Source organism: Janibacter sp. Soil728, assembly GCF_001428305.1.
Taxonomy (GTDB): domain Bacteria; phylum Actinomycetota; class Actinomycetes; order Actinomycetales; family Dermatophilaceae; genus Janibacter.
In genome coordinates this window covers 119,790-139,467 of sequence record NZ_LMRZ01000001.1, presented here as the reverse complement: position 1 = coordinate 139,467, position 19,678 = coordinate 119,790, and the positions used below count along the sequence as shown (strand labels likewise).

General features: G+C 70.3%; 21 protein-coding genes. 7 read left to right on the top strand and 14 right to left on the bottom strand.

Translation table 11 applies throughout. From position 1 onward, the window contains the following. The first annotated feature begins 47 nt into the window (after positions 1 to 47). Positions 48 to 236 carry a hypothetical protein gene (locus tag ASG73_RS00600; RefSeq protein WP_055989302.1) on the top strand — a complete coding sequence of 63 codons (189 nt, stop codon included), beginning with the start codon at positions 48 to 50 and terminating at the stop codon, positions 234 to 236. On the opposite strand, the gene ASG73_RS00595 is transcribed toward ASG73_RS00600, so the two are convergent. The 7 genes from ASG73_RS00595 to ASG73_RS00570 form a co-directional block, all read right to left on the bottom strand. Further along, the gene (locus ASG73_RS00595; protein WP_055989299.1) at positions 226 to 1,410 is read right to left on the bottom strand and encodes a zinc-dependent alcohol dehydrogenase; all 1,185 of its coding nucleotides are present in this window, start codon (positions 1,408 to 1,410) and stop codon (positions 226 to 228) included. The two genes, ASG73_RS00600 and ASG73_RS00595, sit on opposite strands and share 11 nt — an antisense overlap. Positions 1,411 to 1,442: 32 nt before the next feature. Continuing rightward, positions 1,443 to 2,270: a hypothetical protein gene (locus tag ASG73_RS00590; RefSeq protein ID WP_055989296.1), complete on the bottom strand. Its 828-nt coding sequence runs from the start codon at positions 2,268 to 2,270 to the stop codon at positions 1,443 to 1,445. 2 nt (positions 2,271 to 2,272) lie between these two features. Next, complete coding sequence (locus tag ASG73_RS00585) at positions 2,273 to 3,502, bottom strand: NRAMP family divalent metal transporter (RefSeq protein ID WP_055989294.1); 1,230 nt, start codon at positions 3,500 to 3,502, stop codon at positions 2,273 to 2,275. Then, positions 3,499 to 3,951 (bottom strand): hypothetical protein, encoded by a 453-nt coding sequence (locus tag ASG73_RS00580; protein ID WP_055989290.1) that lies wholly within the window; start codon positions 3,949 to 3,951, stop codon positions 3,499 to 3,501. The genes ASG73_RS00585 and ASG73_RS00580 overlap by 4 nt, the downstream gene beginning before the upstream one ends. A gap of 125 nt (positions 3,952 to 4,076) precedes the next feature. Beyond that, a complete protein-coding gene (locus ASG73_RS00575) occupies positions 4,077 to 4,940 on the bottom strand; it encodes a DNA topoisomerase IB (protein WP_055989287.1) in 864 nt (287 codons plus the stop codon). A gap of 39 nt (positions 4,941 to 4,979) precedes the next feature. Then, complete coding sequence (locus ASG73_RS18225) at positions 4,980 to 5,111, bottom strand: putative transporter small subunit (RefSeq protein WP_235499317.1); 132 nt, start codon at positions 5,109 to 5,111, stop codon at positions 4,980 to 4,982. Between the two features lie 15 nt (positions 5,112 to 5,126). Then, a complete protein-coding gene (locus ASG73_RS00570; protein WP_055989284.1) occupies positions 5,127 to 6,815 on the bottom strand; it encodes a sodium:solute symporter family protein in 1,689 nt (562 codons plus the stop codon). Between the two features lie 173 nt (positions 6,816 to 6,988). Between ASG73_RS00570 and ASG73_RS00565 the strand changes: the two genes are divergently transcribed. Then, a complete protein-coding gene (locus ASG73_RS00565; protein ID WP_055991234.1) occupies positions 6,989 to 8,323 on the top strand; it encodes an alpha-hydroxy-acid oxidizing protein in 1,335 nt (444 codons plus the stop codon). 108 nt (positions 8,324 to 8,431) lie between these two features. Continuing rightward, on the top strand, positions 8,432 to 9,313 hold the full coding sequence (locus tag ASG73_RS00560; RefSeq protein WP_156466077.1) for a hypothetical protein: 882 nt from the start codon (positions 8,432 to 8,434) through the stop codon (positions 9,311 to 9,313). A 3-nt stretch (positions 9,314 to 9,316) separates the two neighbouring features. On the opposite strand, the gene ASG73_RS00555 is transcribed toward ASG73_RS00560, so the two are convergent. Beyond that, positions 9,317 to 9,925 carry a class I SAM-dependent methyltransferase gene (locus ASG73_RS00555; RefSeq protein ID WP_055989278.1) on the bottom strand — a complete coding sequence of 203 codons (609 nt, stop codon included), beginning with the start codon at positions 9,923 to 9,925 and terminating at the stop codon, positions 9,317 to 9,319. Between the two features lie 179 nt (positions 9,926 to 10,104). Here ASG73_RS00555 and ASG73_RS00550 point away from each other — a divergent pair, with 179 nt between their 5' ends. After that, positions 10,105 to 10,719 carry a maleylpyruvate isomerase family mycothiol-dependent enzyme gene (locus tag ASG73_RS00550; RefSeq protein ID WP_055989276.1) on the top strand — a complete coding sequence of 205 codons (615 nt, stop codon included), beginning with the start codon at positions 10,105 to 10,107 and terminating at the stop codon, positions 10,717 to 10,719. On the opposite strand, the gene ASG73_RS00545 is transcribed toward ASG73_RS00550, so the two are convergent. Then, a complete protein-coding gene (locus ASG73_RS00545; protein ID WP_055991231.1) occupies positions 10,703 to 11,233 on the bottom strand; it encodes a 2'-5' RNA ligase family protein in 531 nt (176 codons plus the stop codon). The genes ASG73_RS00550 and ASG73_RS00545 overlap by 17 nt on opposite strands. Positions 11,234 to 11,314: 81 nt before the next feature. On the opposite strand from ASG73_RS00545, the gene ASG73_RS00540 reads away from it, so the two are divergent. Next, positions 11,315 to 11,713, top strand: a complete 399-nt coding sequence (locus ASG73_RS00540; RefSeq protein WP_055989273.1) for a DUF2809 domain-containing protein — start codon at positions 11,315 to 11,317, stop codon at positions 11,711 to 11,713. 9 nt (positions 11,714 to 11,722) lie between these two features. On the opposite strand, the gene ASG73_RS00535 is transcribed toward ASG73_RS00540, so the two are convergent. The 5 genes from ASG73_RS00535 to ASG73_RS18030 all read right to left on the bottom strand — a co-directional run bounded on the left by ASG73_RS00535 (position 11,723) and on the right by ASG73_RS18030 (position 16,730). Next, complete coding sequence (locus ASG73_RS00535; RefSeq protein ID WP_055991228.1) at positions 11,723 to 13,225, bottom strand: SulP family inorganic anion transporter; 1,503 nt, start codon at positions 13,223 to 13,225, stop codon at positions 11,723 to 11,725. Positions 13,226 to 13,352: 127 nt separating this feature from the next. Next, a complete protein-coding gene (locus tag ASG73_RS00530; protein WP_082566891.1) occupies positions 13,353 to 15,050 on the bottom strand; it encodes a GMC oxidoreductase in 1,698 nt (565 codons plus the stop codon). Positions 15,051 to 15,222: 172 nt separating this feature from the next. Then, positions 15,223 to 15,459, bottom strand: coding sequence for a hypothetical protein (locus tag ASG73_RS00525; RefSeq protein WP_055989270.1), 237 nt, complete (start codon positions 15,457 to 15,459; stop codon positions 15,223 to 15,225). Positions 15,460 to 15,523: 64 nt separating this feature from the next. Next, positions 15,524 to 16,390, bottom strand: coding sequence for a sigma-70 family RNA polymerase sigma factor (locus ASG73_RS00520; RefSeq protein WP_055989267.1), 867 nt, complete (start codon positions 16,388 to 16,390; stop codon positions 15,524 to 15,526). Positions 16,391 to 16,532: 142 nt separating this feature from the next. Beyond that, on the bottom strand, positions 16,533 to 16,730 hold the full coding sequence (locus ASG73_RS18030; RefSeq protein WP_055989264.1) for a hypothetical protein: 198 nt from the start codon (positions 16,728 to 16,730) through the stop codon (positions 16,533 to 16,535). An 81-nt stretch (positions 16,731 to 16,811) separates the two neighbouring features. Between ASG73_RS18030 and ASG73_RS00510 the strand changes: the two genes are divergently transcribed. Together ASG73_RS00510 and ASG73_RS00505 are read left to right on the top strand one after the other, a co-directional pair. Beyond that, positions 16,812 to 17,717: a LysR family transcriptional regulator gene (locus ASG73_RS00510; protein ID WP_055989261.1), complete on the top strand. Its 906-nt coding sequence runs from the start codon at positions 16,812 to 16,814 to the stop codon at positions 17,715 to 17,717. 202 nt (positions 17,718 to 17,919) lie between these two features. Continuing rightward, a complete protein-coding gene (locus ASG73_RS00505) occupies positions 17,920 to 19,659 on the top strand; it encodes an FAD-dependent oxidoreductase (RefSeq protein ID WP_055989258.1) in 1,740 nt (579 codons plus the stop codon). Positions 19,660 to 19,678 lie beyond the last annotated feature (19 nt).

The window sequence follows — 19,678 nt, the reverse complement described above, 5'->3', positions numbered from 1 at the left end:
GCCATGACGCCTACCCGATCGCCTGTCTCCGACCCTCGAGGACCGCCGTGGCCGCGCCCCTGACGACCGATCCGCGAACCGTCGAGATCCTTGGTGCAGAGCGGTTCCGGCTCATCACCGCGCTGTACTTCACCCAGTACCTCGGTGTGGGCTTCCTCACCATCGGGCTCATCTGGCCGCTGAAGGTCCTCTGGGCCCCGCTGGTCGGTCTCGGTGTGGTGCGCCTCAGGGCGTGAGCACCACCTTGATGCAGCCGTCCGCCTTGTCGCGGAAGGTGCGGTAGGCCTCCGGCGCGTCGGCGAGCGGGACGCGGTGCGTGGCCAGCCCCTCGACGTCGAAGACGTCCTCCTCGCGCGAGACCATCTCGAGCAGCTCGTCGGTCCACCGACGGACATTGGCCTGCCCCATCCGCACGGTCACCTGCTTGTCGAACATCTTCATGAGGGGCATCGGGTCGGCCATGCCGCCGTAGACACCGCTCAGCGACACCGTGCCGCCGCGGCGCACGACGTCGAAGCACTGGTGCAGCACCTTCAGCCGGTCGATGCCGAAGGTCTCGATGGCCTTGCGGGCCAAGGGCTTCGGCATCCGGCTCGTAGCGCCGATGACGCGCTCGGCGACCGGGTTGCCGTGCGCCTCCATCCCCACGGCGTCGATGACCCGATCAGCGCCGCGGCCGTCAGTCATCTCCGCGATGGTCGAAGGGAGGTCGTCGACCGTGCGTACGTCCACCGTCTCCATGCCGTGGGCGGCAGCCATCACCAGGCGCTCGTCGACGAGGTCGACCCCGATGACCCGCTCGGCGCCCTGCTGCAGGGCGGAACGCGCGGTCATCTGGCCGATGGGGCCCAGCCCCATGACGACGACGGCGTCGTCCTCGCCGACGTCGGCGTAGCGTGCGGCCTGCCACGCGGTGGGCAGGACGTCCGAGAGATAGAGGTAGCGCTCGTCGGAGCCGGTCTCCGGCACCACCACCGGTCCGTACTGCGCCTGCGGTACTCGCAGGTACTCCGCCTGCCCGCCCGGGACGGAGCCGTAGAGGCTCGAGTAGCCGAAGAGCGCGGCCCCCTTGGCCTGCTCCCGCACCTGGGTGGTCTCGCACTGCGACTGCAGCCCGCGGCTGCACATCCAGCAGTGCCCGCAGGCGATGTTGAAGGGCACGACCACCCGGTCGCCGACGGCCAGGTCGCCGGTCTCGCTGCCGACCTCCTCGACGATGCCCATGGCCTCGTGACCGAGGACGTCGCCGGACTGCAGGTACGGCGCGAGCACCCCGTAGAGGTGCAGGTCGGAGCCGCAGATCGCGGTCGACGTGACCCGCACGATCGCGTCGGTCGGCTCCTCGATCCGTGGGTCGGGGACGTCGAGGACCTCGAGGGTCTCGGGGGACTGCCAGGTCACGGCCTTCATCGTTGCCTCCTCGGCATCGGTTCAGGCGTGCGTTACCCGGCGGCCGACCGTCCCAACCGTGCATCGTCGTGCGGGTCCATCTCGACGCCCCGCTCCTCCCACGAGACGGAGCGCAGGTCGGACCAGTCGTGCCAGTGCGCGGTGCGGTGCAACCGGTCGACGACCCAGCTGATCGCCCGTGGACCAGCCTGCTCGTCGGACGAGTACCCGAGCTTCGACCCCGCCAGCCGTGGACCGACGAGCACCCGGGTGAGTCGGATCCCCGTCCCGTCCGGCGTGCCCTGGCCGTGCAGGTCGGTGACGCAGCCGCGAGAGGTCCTGTCGTGGCCGTGCACGGTCATGGCGAGGAGCTCCGTCAGGCGGTGCGTCCCACCCGCGCGTCCACGCTCGGGCACCTCCGGCCGCTCCGCGCGGGCCCACGGCGGCGGCGGTTCGGTGTCCTCCGCGGGGGCGGGGTCTGCTCCCTTCGCCCCGGGGATGCGGCCGATGAGGTTGCGGCGCAACCAGCTCTCGAGGCCGAAGGAAGCCAGCAGGGCGTCACGGGCGGCGTCTCCCACCAGGACCTCGGAGCTGATCTCCTCGATCTCGGACAGGGGGACCATGACGACCCCCGGGTCCTCCGGGTCGTTGAGACGTCGCCAGATGGCCCAGCCCCACCGCCCCAGGCGACCGGGATAGCGAGGGGCGAGCGCGGCCGGCCCCACCATGAGCCACTCGACGACGAGCTCGTCACCGTCCTCGCGCAGGGCGAGGTCGTCGACCTTGCCGATGAGTCGTCCGTCCCCGTCGACGATCTGGTGGTCGAGCAGGCGGATGAGGATGCTGGCGTCGAAGGTGCGTGTGCTGGTGGTTTCAGCCATGGTCACTGCCCCACCCTCGTGACGATCATCAGCGGGATCGCGGCCGCGGAGGCGACGACGACCGGGATGAGCACGGCCGTGCCGAGCACGTTGGCGATGCGGCCGTTGGCGTGGTCTCCCATGTAGGTGCGGTCGTTGGCGACGATGAGGATCGGCAGGTACGTCAGGGGCAGGGCGATCGCGCTGAAGACCACGGAGTACTCGGTCACCATGATCGGGTCGACCGTGGTGAGCAGCACGCCGGGACCGAGGATGCACAGCAGGAGCAGGATCGTGTGGAAGCGCGTGGCGTGCTTCGGCTCCGCGAACTTGCCCCACTGCCAGCCGAAGTACTGGCAGATGCTGTAGCCCACCGACAGCCCGGTCTCGCACGCGGCGCCGAAGGTGGCGGCGAAGAGCCCGAGCAGGGCGATCGCGATGCCGATCTTGCCGAGGGCGATGCCCACGGGCAGCACCGTCTGGCTCAGCTCGCCGACCTCGATGGACAGGGGGAGGAAGACGATGGCGGCGCAGGCCGTGATGGCCAGCGACAGCAGTGCGCCCAGGGGGAACCCGAGGAAGACGTTGCCGCGCATCATCGCGATGTCCTTGGGCTTCCACCTCTCCTCGACGCCGCCGGAGGAGAAGAAGAAGACCTCGTAGGGAGTCATCGTCGCGCCGAAGATGGCGATCGCGTAGTACCAGTAGGTGGGGATGCCCTCGGGCTGCGGCATGGCGGCCCGGGAGGCCTGGTGCCACAGCTGCGACCAGTCCGGCGAGAGCTGCCACACGGCGACCGCGAAGACGATGAGCGCCAGGCCACCGAGGCCGAAGGTGTTCTCCAGGGCGGAGAACTTCACCCGCCAGAAGACCAGCCAGAGCGCGGCCGCGACGACCGGGATCCACAGGTACGGGTTGACGCTGGTGGCCAGCTGCAGCGCTAGGGCGACGCCACCGATCTCGGCGATGAAGGTCAGCAGCGTGACTGCCATGGAGCCGAGGAGGTTGAGCAGCCCGAGACGAGGACCGAAGCGCTCCCGGATGAGGTCGAAGGTGGGCCGACCGCTCACGGCGGCGACCCGCCCGCTCATCTCCGCGAAGACGCAGATGCTGAAGGTCCCGAGGACGAGGACCCAGGTCAGTGACAGACCGAAGCGGGACCCGACGACGCCGGCCGTGACGATGTCACCGATGTCGACGAAGCCGCCGATGGCGGTGAGCAGACCGAGGAGGAGACCGAGGACCTTCTTCATCCCAGTCCCCGCTCGAGCTGCTCGAAGTCCTTGGTCACGGACCGTAGGTCGGTCAGGGCCTGCCGCAGCCCGCTCGCGTCGTCCCGCCGGGCAGCGATACGGGCGTCGGCGATGGCGTCGTCGGCGTCACCCAGGGTGTCGAGGACGTCGGTGCGAAGGGAGTCGTCGCGGCCGTGGGGAGGTTGCACCTTGCCGAAGCTGTCCTCGATGGGACCGATCGCGTCCTCGCAGGTACTGAGGCTGGTGTCCGCGACGGCGGACGTGACCCGGTCGCGCAGGATCATCTCGACGGTCAGGGTCGCCGTGGCCGTCTCGGACAGGCCCGACCCGACCGCTGCGCGCGCGTTCTGCCGAAATGCTCCGGAGTCCAACGCTGGGGTGACGCAGCCGGACAGGGCCACCGACAGGACGACGGCCGACAGCGCCCCGCCGAGCGCTCGGCGTCTCATGGCTGCCTGCGCAGGACGAACCATGCCAAGGTGCCGATCAGCACCAGCAGGATCAGCCAGCCGAGAGCCAGTGGCCATCCTTCGATCATGTCCATGGTCCTACCCCGGGGGCCCCGGGACATGCGTCAGTCCCTCAGCAGCTCGACCAGCTCGCGCTCGACCCGTCGTCGGACCGCGTCGCTGTGCTCGAGAGGGGCGCCTCGGAGACGCAGGGCCTCCTCGACCCCCGCGCTGGACGAGGCCGCCAACGACTCGGCTGCGGTGACCGTCGCGGCCCACGTGCGCAGGTCCTTGACGGTGTGGGCCTCTCCGGCGAGCTCGGAGAACCGGTCACCGACCGCCGCGGCGCCCAGGTCCTGCCAGGTCGACCCGTCGCGGTACCGGAGCAGGTGCTCGCCCTTCCGCCCCGCGCGGCGCAGTGCCCGCAGCGCGCGCACGACGTCCTCGTCGGTGACGACGACGCAGGCGTGCTGTCCTCCCTTCGCCGGGAAGGTCAGCTCCACCCCGCCCTGCGAGCCGTGCAGGTGGTCGGCGAGCAGGGTGGAGACGCCGTGCGACCCGTGCTCCTCCTCGTAGGCGGTGGACCCGACGCGCAGCCGGCCGGTGTCGAGCAGCCACAACGCTGCCGCCGTGACGCGTGCCCGGGTGAGCCCGCGGGCACCCAGGTCGGCGCGCAACCGTCGGCGCATCCCGGGGAGGAGCGGGGCGAGCTCGAGGACCCGGTCGAACTTCTCGCGGTCTCGGGCCGCCCTCCACCGCGGGTGGTAGAGGTACTGCGTGCGGCCGGCCTCGTCGACGCCGGTCGCCAGCAGGTGCGCTGCGGGATCGGTGCAGATCCACACCTCCCGCCACGCGGGCGGCACGGCCAGCGCGTCGATGCGCTCGCGGGTGGCTGCGTCGACGAGCCGACCGGAGGGCAGGTGGTGGCTGAAGCCACGCCCCCGCCGCCGTCGGGTGATCCCCGGCTCGTCCGGGCTGCTGTGCCGCATGACCCCGTCCTACCCGCTGACGGCGTCACGCACCAACGATCAGATGATCCGTCGGCCTTCGTTCTTGGCCGAGCGCCACTCCTTGTAGAAGCCGACGCAGATGACGACGAGGATGGCGGCCACGATGACGGGCCAGACGAGGACGTAGACGGTGAGTGCTGCGATGGACATGTGTGGTCCTTCCGGTCAGGAGCGGGTGGGCGCGAGGTCGAGATCGAGGTCGCCGTCGCGATCGGCGTCCGGCGCGTCGGTGGTGAAGTCAGCGGTGCGCGACGCGATGAGGGAGAAGTCGAAGGGTTCCCCTCGCGACATCAGCGACATGGCGACGCAGACGATCGTCGAGACGGCGTAGGCGGTCAGCGAGCCGGACAGGGCCGGGTACAGCGAGATCACCCCGATGGCGAAGGGGGCGACCCCCACCGCGAAGAGTGTCCCGACGACCAGGCCCACCTTGGGACCGAAGAAGCCGAAGGCCATCAGACCGATGACGATGCCGGCCCCGATGATGCCCACCACGTCGATGACGAGGTCGAGAGCGCCGGAGTCGGGCAGCCAGGAGAAACGCACCGGCAGGAAGATCGCGAAGGCGACGAGCACCGAGACGGTGAAGGCCGAGTTGGTGATCCGCGTCCAGTAGAAGGAGGCGATGACGGGGAAGACGAGACAACCCCACATCGCCCCGACGAAGACGAGCAGGTCGAGGATGTTGAGCTCCAACGCCGCGAAGAGCACGGCGGCGACGGTCGCGATGACCATCGTCAGACGACCGATGAGCAGCATCGTCCTGGGGTTGATCCGGCCCTCACGACGGGCGCGCTCGCCGTAGATGTCGGTCATGACGATCGAGGACAGCGCCGCGAGGTCGGAGTCGGCCGTCGAGGACAGCGAGCCGATGATCATGACGAAGAAGACGACGATGAGCGGCGTGGTCAGGTGGGTCGCGGCCAGCTGCGGGAGCAGGTTGTTGGGGTCGCCCCCGGCAGGGCTGATGCCTGAGTAGAGGGCGAGCACACCCAGCATGCCGATGCCGATGATCGTCGCGCCGTAGCCGATGGTCGCGGTGATGAAGGTCGGCTTGATGAGGTCCTCACGTACCGCGAAGAGCCGCTGCGCGATCGTCTGGTTGCCGATGGCGTAGGCGAGGACGGCCGCGATGTAGGGAGCGCCCTGACGGAGGAAGGCGTCGGACGAGAAGAAGTTGGACTGCTGGGGTGTGAGGTTGCTGGCGCCCTCTCGCAGCAGGTCGGGGCCGCCGAGGATGAAGAAGAAGGTCGGCACGAGGATGATCACCGCGAGCAGCATCGCGACGACCTGGGCGAAGTCGGTGAGCACGGACGCGCGGAAGCCGGACCACACCGTGTAGAGCAGGACCCCGGCCGCGATCATGATGACGCCCTGGATGAAGGTCATCGGCGAGAGCATCGAGATGAGCGCACCACCGGCGATGAAGTTGGACATCAGCGAGATGACGCTGCCCAGGACATTGGAGATCGCGAGCATCAGCTGGCTCGAGCGACCGTGCCGCGCGCGCATGACCTCGGCGAGGGTGTGCGCGTTGGGTGCGACCTTGCGGATGCGCCGGCCGAAGGGGTAGATGAAGAGGATCATCAGGGCGCCCCACAGCCCGTAGTGGATCGGTCCGGAGATGCCGTACGTGTAGCCCGAGGTGACCGAGGCGTACATCGAGGAGGCCCAGATCCAGGTCGCCGTCATCGATGCTGCGGAGATGCCGAAGCCGATGTTGTGGCCGGCCGTCATGTACTCGTCCGCGTTCTCGTGGCCGCGGCTGATCTTGAGGGACATGACCATGGTCAGTCCGTAGAAGATGACGAGCAGCAGGACGATGGTCGCGATCCCCAGGGGTGGCGTCGGCATGCGTTCCTTCCGGTGTGGTGTTGTGGGTGTGGCTGAACGCAAGGTAACCCGGGGGTGCACAGAAGGCTAATGACGCCAAACGCACGAAAACGCGCGCAAAGCCCATGTCGGCGGGGTGAACGTCCGCTTTCGCCGTCCTCACGGGTGTGTGCCACTTCACCTACCCTCGGGCCATGAGCACGCACCAGACCCCTCTGCCCTCGGCTGCCGGTCGCGGTCGCGCGCGGCAGGACGCGATCTACCGACCCGGTGCCCTCGGCGTCACGCCCACCGTGCCGACCGACATGGCTCGGCTCGAGAGCCGGGCGCAGTCGGTGATGAGCCGCAGGGCGTGGGCGTACATCGCCGGCGGTGCCGGGTCGGGCGCGACGATGAGGGCCAACCGGGCTGCCTTCGACCGGTGGCAGGTCGTGCCGCGGATGCTCCACGCGACCACCGAGCGCGACCTGCGGACCACGGTGCTCGGGACCGAGCTCGCTGCACCACTCCTCCTCGCCCCGGTCGGCGCGGCGGGTCTCGTCGCGCAGGACGCGGACCTGCACATCGCCGAGGGCGCGCACGCCAGTGGGATTCCCTATGTCTTCTCCTGCCAGGGCTGCTCACCGATGGAGGCGACGGCACGGGCGATGGCCGGCACCCCCTTCTGGTACCAGCTGTACTGGTCCACGGACGAGCAGCTCGTCGACTCGATGATCGGCCGCGCGGAGGCCGCGGGCGCGCAGGCCCTCGTGGTCACGCTCGACACGACGATGCTCGGGTGGCGTACCCAGGACCTCGATCTGGGTTCGCTGCCCTTCGCCCGGGGCGAGGGGATCGCGCAGTACACCTCGGACCCGCGATTCATGCAGCTCGTCCGCGAGCGGCTCGGTGCTGGTGCGCGGGCGGCGCAGTCGCTCGGTATCGACCCGCGACGACCGCTGCGTGCGGCCAGGGCGGCGAAGGGGGGAGTCGGCACCCTGCTCTCGATGTCCCGCACGCACCCCGGCGGGGTGCGCGACAACCTGCGCTCGCCCGAGCCGCGGGCGGCGGTCGAGACCTTCCTCGACATCTACTCCAACCCGGGCCTGTCGTGGGAGCACATCGCCACGCTCCGGGAGCGCACGAGCCTGCCCGTGGTGCTCAAGGGCGTGCTCCACGAGGACGACGCACGGCGGGCCTTCGACGCCGGCGTCGACGCAGTCGTCGTGTCCAACCACGGTGGGCGCCAGGTGGATCGGTCGATCGCGGCCCTTGACGCGCTCGTGCGGGTGCGCCAGGCCGTCGGCCCGGACCCGACCGTCCTCATGGACAGCGGGGTGCGGTCCGGTGCAGACCTCTTCGTCGCCCTCGCGCTCGGGGCCGACGCGTGCCTGCTCGGTCGCCCGCACGTCTACGGGCTCGCGCTCGACGGGGCCGCCGGGGTCAGCGCGGTCATCGACAACGTCCTCGGTGAGCTCGACCTGACGATGGGGCTCGTCGGTGCCGCATCGATCGCGGACATCACGCGGGACCTGCTCGTTCAGGCCTGAGCGCGCAGACCTGCTCGTGCAGGCCTGAGCGCGCAATGCGACGCGGGGAACGCTCCCCTTCGCCGTGTCGTCCTTGCGTCACGATCGCGGGCGGGATTGGGTGTGCCCATGAGCTACCAGCCGCCACCGCCACCGAACCAGCCGCCGCCGCCCGGCCAGCCCCCCTACGGCTCGCCTCCGCCGATGGGCGGCCTGCCTCCCTACGGCGGCCAGCCTCCCTACGGCGGCCAGCCTCCGTACGGTGGTCAGCCTCCGTACGGTGGTCAGCCGCCCTACGGGGGTGGCAGCATGCCGCCGCCGAGCGGTGGGGCCTCCGGCGCGTACAGCCCGATCGATGCCGTGAAGTACGGCTGGACCAAGTTCACCCAGAACCTCGGGCCCTTCCTCGGGCTCACCGCGATCATCCTCGTCCTCGGTTTCGGGCTGAACCTGCTGATCAACTTCGCGATCACCGGTAGCGCGTTCAACACGGGCAGCGAGGTCGACCCGGCGACGGGCCTGCCGGACGACTTCGTCAAGACGCAGATCGCCAGCCTCACCAGCAGCTTCGTCACCGGCTTCGTCTCGTGGGCCCTCGGCCTGGCGCTGGTGCGCGGTGCGCTCGACGTCGTCGACACCGGACGCACGTCCTTCGGTGCGATGTTCAGCCGCATCCCGTGGGGCCAGGCGCTCCTGGCCGGACTGATCATGTGGGTCGCGACGACCATCGGGTTCGTCCTGTGCATCATCCCCGGGATCATCGTGCTGTTCCTGCTCTACTACACCAACTACGCGGTCCTCGAGGGGCGCTCGGCCACCGACGCCCTCGGCGCGAGCTTCACCTTCGTCAAGGAGCACCTCGGCGAGAACCTGCTGCTGCTCCTCGTCGCGATCGGCCTGATCATCCTGGCCATCTGCACCTGCGGCATCGGCACCCTCGTCGTCACGCCGGTGCTGTCCATCGCGACCGCCTACACCTGGCGGGTCCTGCAGGGACGGCCCGTCGCCTGACGCTCAGCGGCTCAGGATGCTGACCATGAAGCCAGCGTCCTGCGTCCAGGGCTCCAGAGCCCACCCACCGAGGCGGACCTGCTCGTGCAGGCCCGCCTCGGTCGCGTCCGAGAGGAAGTCGTCGAAGGCATAGCCGCGGTCCGCGCCGAAGCCGATGACCGCGCGCCCTCCTTCCGCGAGGTGGTCGGCGAAGCCGGCCAGCACATCCCCGCGGGTGCTCGGCGCGAGGAAGGTCATGACATTGCCCGCGCACACGATGAGGTCGAAGGGAGTCCGCTCCCCGTCGTCGTCGCGCAGGTCGAGCGAGGACAGGTCGCTGACGACCCAGCGGGGACCCGGGTGGTCCTCCTGCGCGGCGGCGATGAGGGCGGGGTCGACGTCGGCGCCGGTGACGTCGTGGCCGAGCTCGTGCAGCCGGCCGCCGACTCGGCCGGGACCGCAGCCGGCGTCGAGGACCCGGGCCCCGCGCGGGAGCATCGCGTCGACGAGACGGGCCTCGCCGTCGAGGTCGTCGCCTCGGGCAGCCATCTCGCGGAAACGGTCGATGTACCACTGGGAGTGGTGGGGGTCCTCCGCGACGATCCGCATCCACTCGCTCTGCTCAGGTGCCATGCTCGCCACCCTAGGCCCGTCGCCCCCCGCTCCCTGAGGAGGCCGCCACCTTGGGCCCGACGCCTCCGCTCCCTGAGGAGGTCGCCACCCTGGGCCCGTCACCCCCGCTCCCTGAGGAGGTCGCTCCGCGACCGTCTCGAAGGGTCGCCGCTGTCGGTCCGGGATGACAGGGTGAACTCATGACAGACGTCTGGGAACTGGTCCATGCCGAGCGAGCAGCGCTCGCCGACGACCTCGAGCGACTGACCGACGAGCAGTGGCGCGAGCCCTCGCTCTGCGAAGGGTGGAGCGTGCACGACGTCGCGGCGCACCTCGTCGACAACGCGAGGGCCACCCCCTTCGGCGTGGTGTGGGCGATGGCGAGGGCGCGCGGCAACTTCGACCGGCAGAACCAGCAGGGCATGGAGCGCAACCAGGGCGCCACCCCGCGCGAGACGCTCAGCCGGCTGCGTGAGGTCGCCCCACGGCGCAGCGGTCCGCCCGCCCCGGTGGACAGCCGTCTCGTCGAGGAGGTGCTCCACGGTGAGGACATCCGTCGGCCGCTGGGGATCTGGCACGACTACTCCGCCGACGGTGTCGAGCGGGCCCTGCGCTACCAGGCCCGCGTCTCCGAGGGCCTGGGTGGCGGCCGCCAGCGCGCCGAGCGCGTCACCCTGCACGCCAACGATGTCGAGCTGTCCATCGGCGACGGACCAGAGGTCCGTGGGCCGGCGCTGGCTCTGCTCATGGTGATCTCGGGCCGGTCCGTGGCGCTCGCCGACCTCGAGGGACCGGGGCTCAGCCTCCTGGGTTGAGCGACCACTGCTGCATGACGTGGCAGCGATCGCTCTCCCACCAGGTCAGCTGCAGCTCGGTGAGCGTGCACGTCACCGGCACCAGTCCGGCGACCAGACGCCTGGTCGACTCGACCGACACCACGTCGGAGGCCGCATCGAGGGTGAGGTGCGGGTCCGCGTGCGGGCCGAACTTCCCTGCATAGGGCGGGTACTGCGGGAAGGCCGCCACGAGGGCGTCCGTCAGGGAGCGAAGGGGGTGGTCAGGCACCGGTCGCAGATGGATGATCCCGTCGGGAAACTGGTCGATCTCGTTCAGCCGCACCGTGATCGGCGCGGTAGAGGCCGCGATGTCGGCGATCATCGCCAGCTGCTCGGGCCTTGGCGAGCGGGCGAAGGGGGCCAGTGCCGTGATGTGCGCATGGCCGAAGCCCGGGTCGGTCGAGACGAAGCCCGTGTCGTAGTGGCGGGTGCGCTCCCTGACCCAGCCCTCGAGGGCGGGGACGGGTAGCTGCAGGACGGTGTGACCGGGCACGGGCCGAGCCTGCCACGCCCGGTGGACGGGCCGGGCCACGGTCGGCGGGTCCACAGGTCGGGCTCAGGTCGATGGAGTGGGATGGCGCCCGTGCCCCGCGTCCTCTCCGCCTCGTGCCTCGCCGCAGTCGTCGTGGCCGGGCTGGCCGTGCAGCTCGTCCGGCAGCTGGCCTGGGCCGACGCCGCGGGCAGCGTGCTCTACGCGATGGCAGCGTGCTTCGCGATCTCGGTGCTGTGGCGTGGTCGGCCCGCGGCGGTGGCGGGGGCGGCCTTCGTCGCCTGCGTGCTCGTCGAGCTGGCCCAGCTCACGGGTATCCCGGCGCGGTTGCCCGCCCTGAGCCTGCTGCTGGGGTCAGGCTTCGACCCGCGGGACATCGGCTGGTACGCCGTGGGGAGCGTCCTCGGCGCAGGGGTGATGGCGCTCGGCGCACGCCGCGGTTCAAGGACACAGCGCGTGACGAGACACGCGCCTTGTCCTTGACTGCCGAGATCAGTGCATCCCGAGGTCGCCGCTGAGCCGGTCGTGGCGCTCAGCGCTCGCCGCGTTGAGACCGGTCACCTCGACGCTCTTGCCCTTGCGCTCGTACTTGGTGGCGATCGCGTCGAGGGCGGCCACCGTGGAGGCATCCCAGATGTGGCTGTCGGTGAGGTCGATGCGCACCCGCTCGGGGTCGCCGACGTAGTCGAATTGCGTGTACAGGTCGTTGCTCGAGGCGAAGAAGAGCTCTCCGGTGACGCGGTAGACGGCGGTGACGCCCCCTTCGTCCTCCACGAGCTCGCGGTGGGTCTGCGTGAGGTGGGCGACCCGGCGGGCGAAGAGCACCATCGCGACGAGCACGCCGACGATGACGCCGATCGCGAGGTTGTGCGTCGTGACGGTGACCGCGACCGTGGCGAGCATGACGGTGGTCTCCGACTTCGGCATGCGACGCAGGGTGGCGGGACGGATCGAGTGCCAGTCGAAGGTGCCGACGGAGACCATGATCATCACCGCGACGAGCGCGGCCATGGGGATGAGGCCGACGATGTCGCCGAAGCCGACGACGAGGATCAGCAGGAAGACGCCCGCGAGGAAGGTCGAGATCCGGGTGCGGGCCCCTGACGCCTTGACGTTGATCATCGTCTGCCCGATCATCGCGCAGCCGCCCATGCCGCCGAAGAAGCCGGTGATGACATTGGCCGCGCCCTGCCCGCAGGCTTCGCGCGTCTTGTCGGAGTGGGTGTCGGTGATGTCGTCGACGAGCTTGGCCGTGAGCAGCGACTCGAGCAGGCCGACCAGGGCCATGGCCAGGGCGTAGGGACCGATGATCTGCAAGGTCTGCCAGGTGAGCGGCACGTCGGGGAGGAAGAGCGCCGGCAGGCTGTCGGGCAGCTGTCCTTGGTCGGCGACGTCCGGCACGCCGGCGCCAGCCATCAGGACGAAGGCCGTGAGCGCGACGATCGCGATGAGCGGCGCCGGGATGACCCTCGTCAGCCGGGGGAAGCCGACGATGATCGCGATGCCGACCGCGATCATCGGGTAGACCAGCCACGGCACGTCGACGAGGTGGGGGATCTGGGCGATGAAGATGAGGATGGCCAGCGCGTTGACGAACCCAACCATCACCTGGCGTGGGATGAAGCGCATCAGCCGCGCGGCCCCGGCGACCCCGAGCGCGATCTGGATGACACCGGCGAGCAGGACCGTCGCGATGAGGTGGTCGTAGCCGTGCTCGCGCATGAGCGGGGCGATGACGAGGGCGACGGCACCCGTGGCCGCCGAGATCATCGCCGGCCGGCCACCGAGGAAGGCGATCGACACCGCCATCGTGAAGGACGCGAAGAGCCCCACCCTCGGGTCCACGCCGGCGATGATCGAGAAGGAGATCGCCTCGGGGATCAGGGCCAGCGCGACGACGAGCCCCCCGAGGACCTCGGTGCGCAGCAGCCGCGGGGAGCGCAGCGCCGCCCGGACGGAGGGGTCCGGGGTCGTGGTGTCGGTGGCGGGAGGCATGGCGGTGCTCACGAGGGATCCGTCCGGGGGTGGGTGACAGCTGGGCCCCGGGACGGTGGGTCCCGGGGCCCGACCAGACTACGGGGGTGGCGCGGCCGCCCCCTTCGCCTCGCGTGTTCTCTGCGTCCTACCGCCCGTCGGCGATGACCCTCGCGATGTTGCGCTCGGCCAGGGCGGTGATCGTCAGCGAGGGGTTGGCCGTACCGGTGCTGCCGGGGATGGCCGCGCCGTCCATGACGTAGAGCCCGCGGTGGCCCTTGACCCGACCGTAGGAGTCTGTGGCCTCACCGATCACCGCGCCACCGAGCGGGTGCGCGGTGAAGCTCGTCCCGACGTCGGGCACACCGAGGACCGGCACGCCGGTGCCGACACCGTTGGCCTCGGCGATCTTGTCCTGCATGGCTCGCAGCGAGTCCTCGGCGGCCTGGTTGCCGTCCTTGGGCCAGTCGAGGATCACGCCGTCCTTGGCCGCGCTGTAGACGAAGCGCGCGCGGGCCGGGTCCATCGCCATGCCGAGCGAGCCGAGGATGCCGGCGTTGACCTGCAGACCGAGCGTGTACCAGTTCTCCATCCGTGCAGGGATGTCACCCGACCGGTCGAGGATCGTCGATGCGGAGGGCGAGCCCTGGGCCAGCCCCTGGGAGAGATTGAGGAACTGGGTCATCGCCGCGTCGCCGTTGGTGCCGAAGCCCTCGCCGACGGAGTCGTCGAGATGGCGCAGGGTGCCTTCGGCCCTGGCGCGCACGAGCAGCTCGGAGGTGCCGACGCTGCCGGCGCCGAGGACGAGCCGGTCGCAGGTGAGCGTCCGCTCCTGCAGGACGCGACCCGTGGGGTCGACGACGCGCAGGTCGACGGTGTAGCGACCACGACGGTCCTGGCCGATGCGGTCGACGACGTGCCAGTGGTGGACGGTGACCTTGCCGGTGGCCTCGGCCGCGGGCAGGTAGTTGAGGGTGAGGTCCCACTTGGCGCCGTTGGCGTTGCCGTAGTTGCTCTCACCGATCGTGGCCGAGCGGCGCGAGCGACCCTGCAGCTCCTTGCGCACGACGTCCCAGTCCCAGATGCCGTCCAGCTGCTCGATCTCGTAGCCGGCCGTGCGGGCGTGCTTGTCCCACCGTCGGGAGTGGCCGAAGGGGGCAGCCTGGTAGATGTCGTCGGGCATCGGCGAGGCGTTGAGCATCGTGCGGGCCTTGGGGTACCACTTCTCGTGCATCTCGCGCTGGCTGACGGTGCTGCCGAAGAGGTGCTCGAAGTACTCCTTGGGCGGCTCGAGGAGCACACCGGTGAAGACGACGGAGCCACCGCCGACCGCTGCTCCGCGCCACACCCGCAGGTGCTCGTAGATCGTGTCGTCGAGGACCCCGCCGAACTTGTCGACCGGGTGCGCGAGCCCGAGCAGGTCCTTGATGCTGCGCTTGTGCCAGACGCCTCGGCCGTCGAGCGCGGTGTCGGATGCGTGGATGCGTCGCCACGGGTCGTGCGGCCAGCGGGAGCCGCGCTCGAGCATCGCGACGCGGGCTCCGGCCTGGCCCAGGCGCAGCGCACTGACGCTGGCGCCGAAGCCGGTCCCGATGACGATGACGTCGGTGTGCGAGGCGACCGGCCTGGGCGCCTGGAAGATCTCGGGGACGGCGGCCTGGTGCGCGAGGTGCGCCGTCCGGTCGCTGGGCCTCAGGGCGCCCGTGGAGCCCAGTGTGTCCACAGGGCCCGTGAGGTCCGGTATCGGGACGCCCGGTATCGACAGGGTCTGGGCGCTGGTGGGCAGCGCGGCGAGAGCCGCGGCGCCACCGGCACCAGCGAGGAGGGAACGACGACTGGGGTGCATGACAGGGACCTCCCGGGCGGCACAGGTATCCCGCAGCACCGCCGTTGGTGAACACGTGACTCGACGGTAACCGGCCGGCAGGGCGCCTGCACCGCGAATGAGACGAGGGTCGCCGAGCGGCTGACGAAGGGAGGGCGCGGGGCCCTCCCTTCGTCGCTGGGGTGGTGCGGTCTCAGTCCTGCGGCAGGTCGGCGAAGGTCGCCTTGGTGGCGTTGTACCAACCCAGTGCCTTGCGCGGGCGCAGCCAGCGCTTCTTCATCTCGCTGCGGGCCGGCTGGTGGGCTGCGTCGCCCTCCTTCTCCATCGCCTTGAGGTGCTGGTCCTGGGCGTTGATGACGTCGTCGGCGCTCTCGCCCCGGTGGGCCAGGTCGCAGGGGCCACCGAGCTGTCGGCAGGTCATGGTCTTCATGTCGTGTCTCCTGTGCGGGTGTGTCGGTGCAGTGTTGACGAGCGGGGAGGTGCGGATGTGACGCTCAGTCGCGTCGGGTGTCGGTGCGACGGGTGACCCGGGCGAGCACCTCGGGGTCGGCGCGGAAGGTGATGCCGCAGACCTGACCGTCCTCGAGGGTGAAGTCGAAGAGCACCTTGGCCTCGCCCTTGAGGAACCACGCGGCGGCGGGGCGCTCGTCGACGAGCACGGCGAGGGCAGAGTGTGCGCTGCCGTTGAAGAACTCGGCGATCTGCTGCCGGCCGTCGATCCGCTCGGGGGTGCCGGTGGCGATGGCTGCGGCGTCAGCGGTGATGGCCGCGTCGGGTGCGAGCAGGGCGAGAAGGGAGTCGAAGTCACCTCCGCGGGCGGCCGCCATGAAGGCGTCGACGACCTCCCAGTCGCTTCTCCCCGCTCCCTGAGGTGCGAGGCCGTCCGCGGCCGAGCCGCGAAGGGAGCGAGCCCGCACCTTCCCCCGCGCGCGCGAGGCGAGCTTGCGGGCCGCAGCCGGGGTGGTGTCGAGGATCGCCGCGATGGTGGCGAAGTCGAAGCCGAAGCTGTCGTGCAGGACGAAGGCGACGCGCTCGCCGGGGGTGAGCCGCTCGATGACGGCCTGGAGGGCGACGCCGACGGTGTCCGCGAGGACGACGTCGTCGGCGATGTCCGGGGTGGTCTCGCCGGGCTCGATCTCGCTGTGCGGCAGAGGTGTTCGTGACTTGAGGCGGTCGAGGCACAGGCGGGTGGTGACGGTGGTCAGCCAGGCGGGCAGCGACTCGATGTCGGTGTCCGTGCCGTGCAGCCGCAGCCAGGCCTGCTGCACGATGTCTTCTGCTTCGGTGTGGTCGCTGAGGATCCTGGTCGCCAGAGCGGTCAGTCGTGGCCGCTCGACCTCGAAGTCGTGCGTGCGGTCCATGGGTCCATCCTCTCTGAGTGCTGGTACCTCCATGACGAAAGGACCGTCACGGATGTGACGGTCCCGGTGAGTCGAGATGGTGGGGAGAGGGCCCGGTGGGTCGGCTGGGTCGGCGGTCCGACGACGCTGTCGGACCCCAGGCTCAGGCGCGCGTGCTGAGCTGGGCCGGGACGTACATGGCCGCACCGCGACGGAGGGTGGCGATGACGCCCGTCAGACCCAGGTCCTTGAGGGCTGTGCGCTCCTGGGTGGTGTCCACGTAGCGACCGGCGACCCACCAGGGGGACAGGCCTGCGACGAAGAGAACGGAGAAGACGATGACTGCTGCGAGGATGCTCATGAGTCCAGTATTGCGTGGAGTTTCAACAACTTAAAGCAATTCTTTCCTAACGACCATCAGTCTCTGCCTTATGGTTGGTCGATGATTGATCTGCATCGTCTGTCCGTGTGGCGCGCCGTGGTGGCCAGTGGTTCGGTGAGCGGGGCCGCGGCGAACCTCGGCTTCACGCCGGCGACCATCAGCCAGCACATCATCGCGCTGCAAAAACAGGTGGGCATCCCGCTGTACGAGCGCAGTGGGCGGGGGATCGAGCCGACCGCCGTCGGGGAGCGTCTGGCGCACGAGTCGACGGAGATCTTCGAGAGCGCGCGACGGCTCGAGGCCATCATCGATGACCTGCATGCCGACCCTGTGCCCACTCTGTCGATCGGATCCTTCGCCTCAGCGGCGCGGGCGTGGCTGCCCGGTGTCGTGTCGGACCTGACCAAGGAGTTCCCCGGGGTGCAGTGGGCCATCGACATCCACACCCCGGGTGCACCCGCGGGTTACCGCACCCGAGACATCGAGCTCGACGAGGAGGTGCCGACGCAGGAGGCGCGTGCACTCACCGGGTATCGCCGCCGTGTGCTCGGGACGGACGACTTCGGGGTCGCCCTGTCGCTCGAGCACCCCCTCGCGGACCACGAGGAGATCCGCGCGTCGCAGCTGCAGGAGGAGTCGTGGATCGACCACGACATGTTTGACCGCACGACCGCCCAGATCGTCCGGGACGCCTGCTACGCAGCGGGTTTCGAGCCGCGGTACGTCGCCCGGTCCGATGACCACAATGTGGCGCTGGCGATGGTCGGCGCCGGGATCGGTATCGCGATGATGCCGAGGCTGGCGAAGGGGGAGCTGCCGCACCACGTGAAGATCGTCCCGGTCGTCGACCCGGTCCCCCTGCGCCGGGTGACGATGCACGTGCAGGACGTCAGCGCGCACCTGGACTACGTGCAGCGGGCCATCCACCTCATCGAGGAGCGAGCCGGCGTCGAGCCACAGGGGTGAGGGTGCCGCGCTGAGTTGGGTTCATCGTCCTGACGAACGAGACGCGCGGGTGTGACAGCCCCACGTCAGCCGGCGGCCGGCTGATGACCGGGCGACCGGCCGGCACCGATGTAGTGCGGCAGGTACAGACAGCGGGGTGCAGACCGGCGTAGCGTGGGGGCCCGGGCCAGCGGGCCGGACCCACGCGAAGACGGGATCGACCATGACTCGACCACTGATCCTCGCGGTGGACTCCGATCCTTCGAGTCTTGCCCGCATCGAGGGTGAGCTGCAGCGGCGCTTCGGGGCGGACTTCCGCGTCCGCGGCGAAGGGGACACGCCTGCCGCGACGGCCACGCTGCAACTGGCGGCGGAGCGCGGGGACCCCGTGGCTCTCGTCCTCGCGGACCCGTGGCTGGCGGACGGTCGGGGCGCGGACCTCCTCGCCCTCGTGCGCACCCTCCACCCCGACGCCGGCCGCGCCTTCCTCGTCCCGTGGGGCGCCTGGGCTGACCGCCGGACCGCCGACGAGACCCTGCGCGCCATCGCCCGCGGTGACATCAGCTACTACGTCCTCAAGCCCTGGACCTCCCCCGATGAGCTCTTCAACCGGGCCGTGAGCGAGTTCGTCCAGCCGTGGTCGCGCAGCGTCGCCGACTCCAGCCGAGAGGTCCTCGTCGTCGGACGGGCCCGCGACCCGCGTGGCCACGACGTGCGAAGCCTGCTCTCCCGCAACGGGATCCCGCACGCCTACCTCGATCGAGGCACCCCCGAGGCAGCGAGTGCGCTGCGCCGCGCCGGTAGCGAGGACATCGACGCCACCGACGGACCGCTGATCGTGTGGATGCCCGCCATCGGCGGCCCGCTGCTGACGGACCCCACCGATGCCGAGATCATCGAGGCGTGGGGCATCCGCACCCACGTGGACGCCGATGCACGCGACGTCGACGTCCTCGTCGTGGGGGCCGGCCCGGCCGGGCTCGCCGCGGCGGTCTACGCCTCGTCGGAGGGACTGTCCGTCCTGTGCATCGAGGAGGCTGCCCTCGGCGGTCAGGCGGCGACCAGCTCGCTGATCCGCAACTACCTGGGCTTCTCCCGCGGCATCTCAGGGGCCGAGCTGGCCCAGCGGGGCTTCCAGCAGGCATGGGTCTTCGGGGCGACCTTCGTCCTCAGCCGCCGCGTCTCGGCCCTGACCGTGCCCGAGGTGAGCGCAGACGGGACCTCCTCCGCCCCCTTCGTCGCCACCATCGACGGCGACGGCCAGGTGCGTGCGAAGGCCGTCGTGCTCGCGGCCGGCGTTGCCTACCGGCGCCTGGGTGTACCCGAGCTGGAGGCGCTCACGGGCGCGGGAGTCTTCTACGGCGCGAGCGTCTCGGAGGCGCACGGACTCGCCGGCGCACGGACGGTGATCGTCGGCGGCGGGAACTCAGCTGGTCAGGCAGCCCTGCACCTGGCGCGCTACGCCGACTCGGTCACCATCGTCATCCGCGGCGCCGACCTGATGGCGACGATGTCGCAGTACCTGATCGACGAGATCGCGGCCAGCCCCCGGATCACGGTGCTGCCAGAGGCGGGTGTCGTCGGAGGGTCCGGTCGTGGGTGGATCGAGGAGGTCGTCGTCGAGGGCCAGAACGGCAGACAGACGCTGCCGACGGATGCCCTCTTCGTCATGATCGGCGCCGAGCCGCGGACGGACTGGATGCCCGAGGACGCTCTGCGCGACCGTCGCGGCTTCGTGTGCACGGGCACGGACGTCGTCGAGGCGGGCCGGTGGCGGCTCGAGCGGCCACCGTGCGACCACGAGTCGAGCGTGCCCGGTCTCTTCGCCGTCGGGGACGTGCGCAGCCGCTCGGTCAAGCGCGTCGCCTCAGCCGTCGGTGAAGGCTCGGTCGTCGTCTCGGAGGTCCACCAGTACCTGGCGCTGCTCGGTTCGTCCCCGCTGACACGTACAACGGCAGTCTGAGCCGTGTCCGCCCCACTGG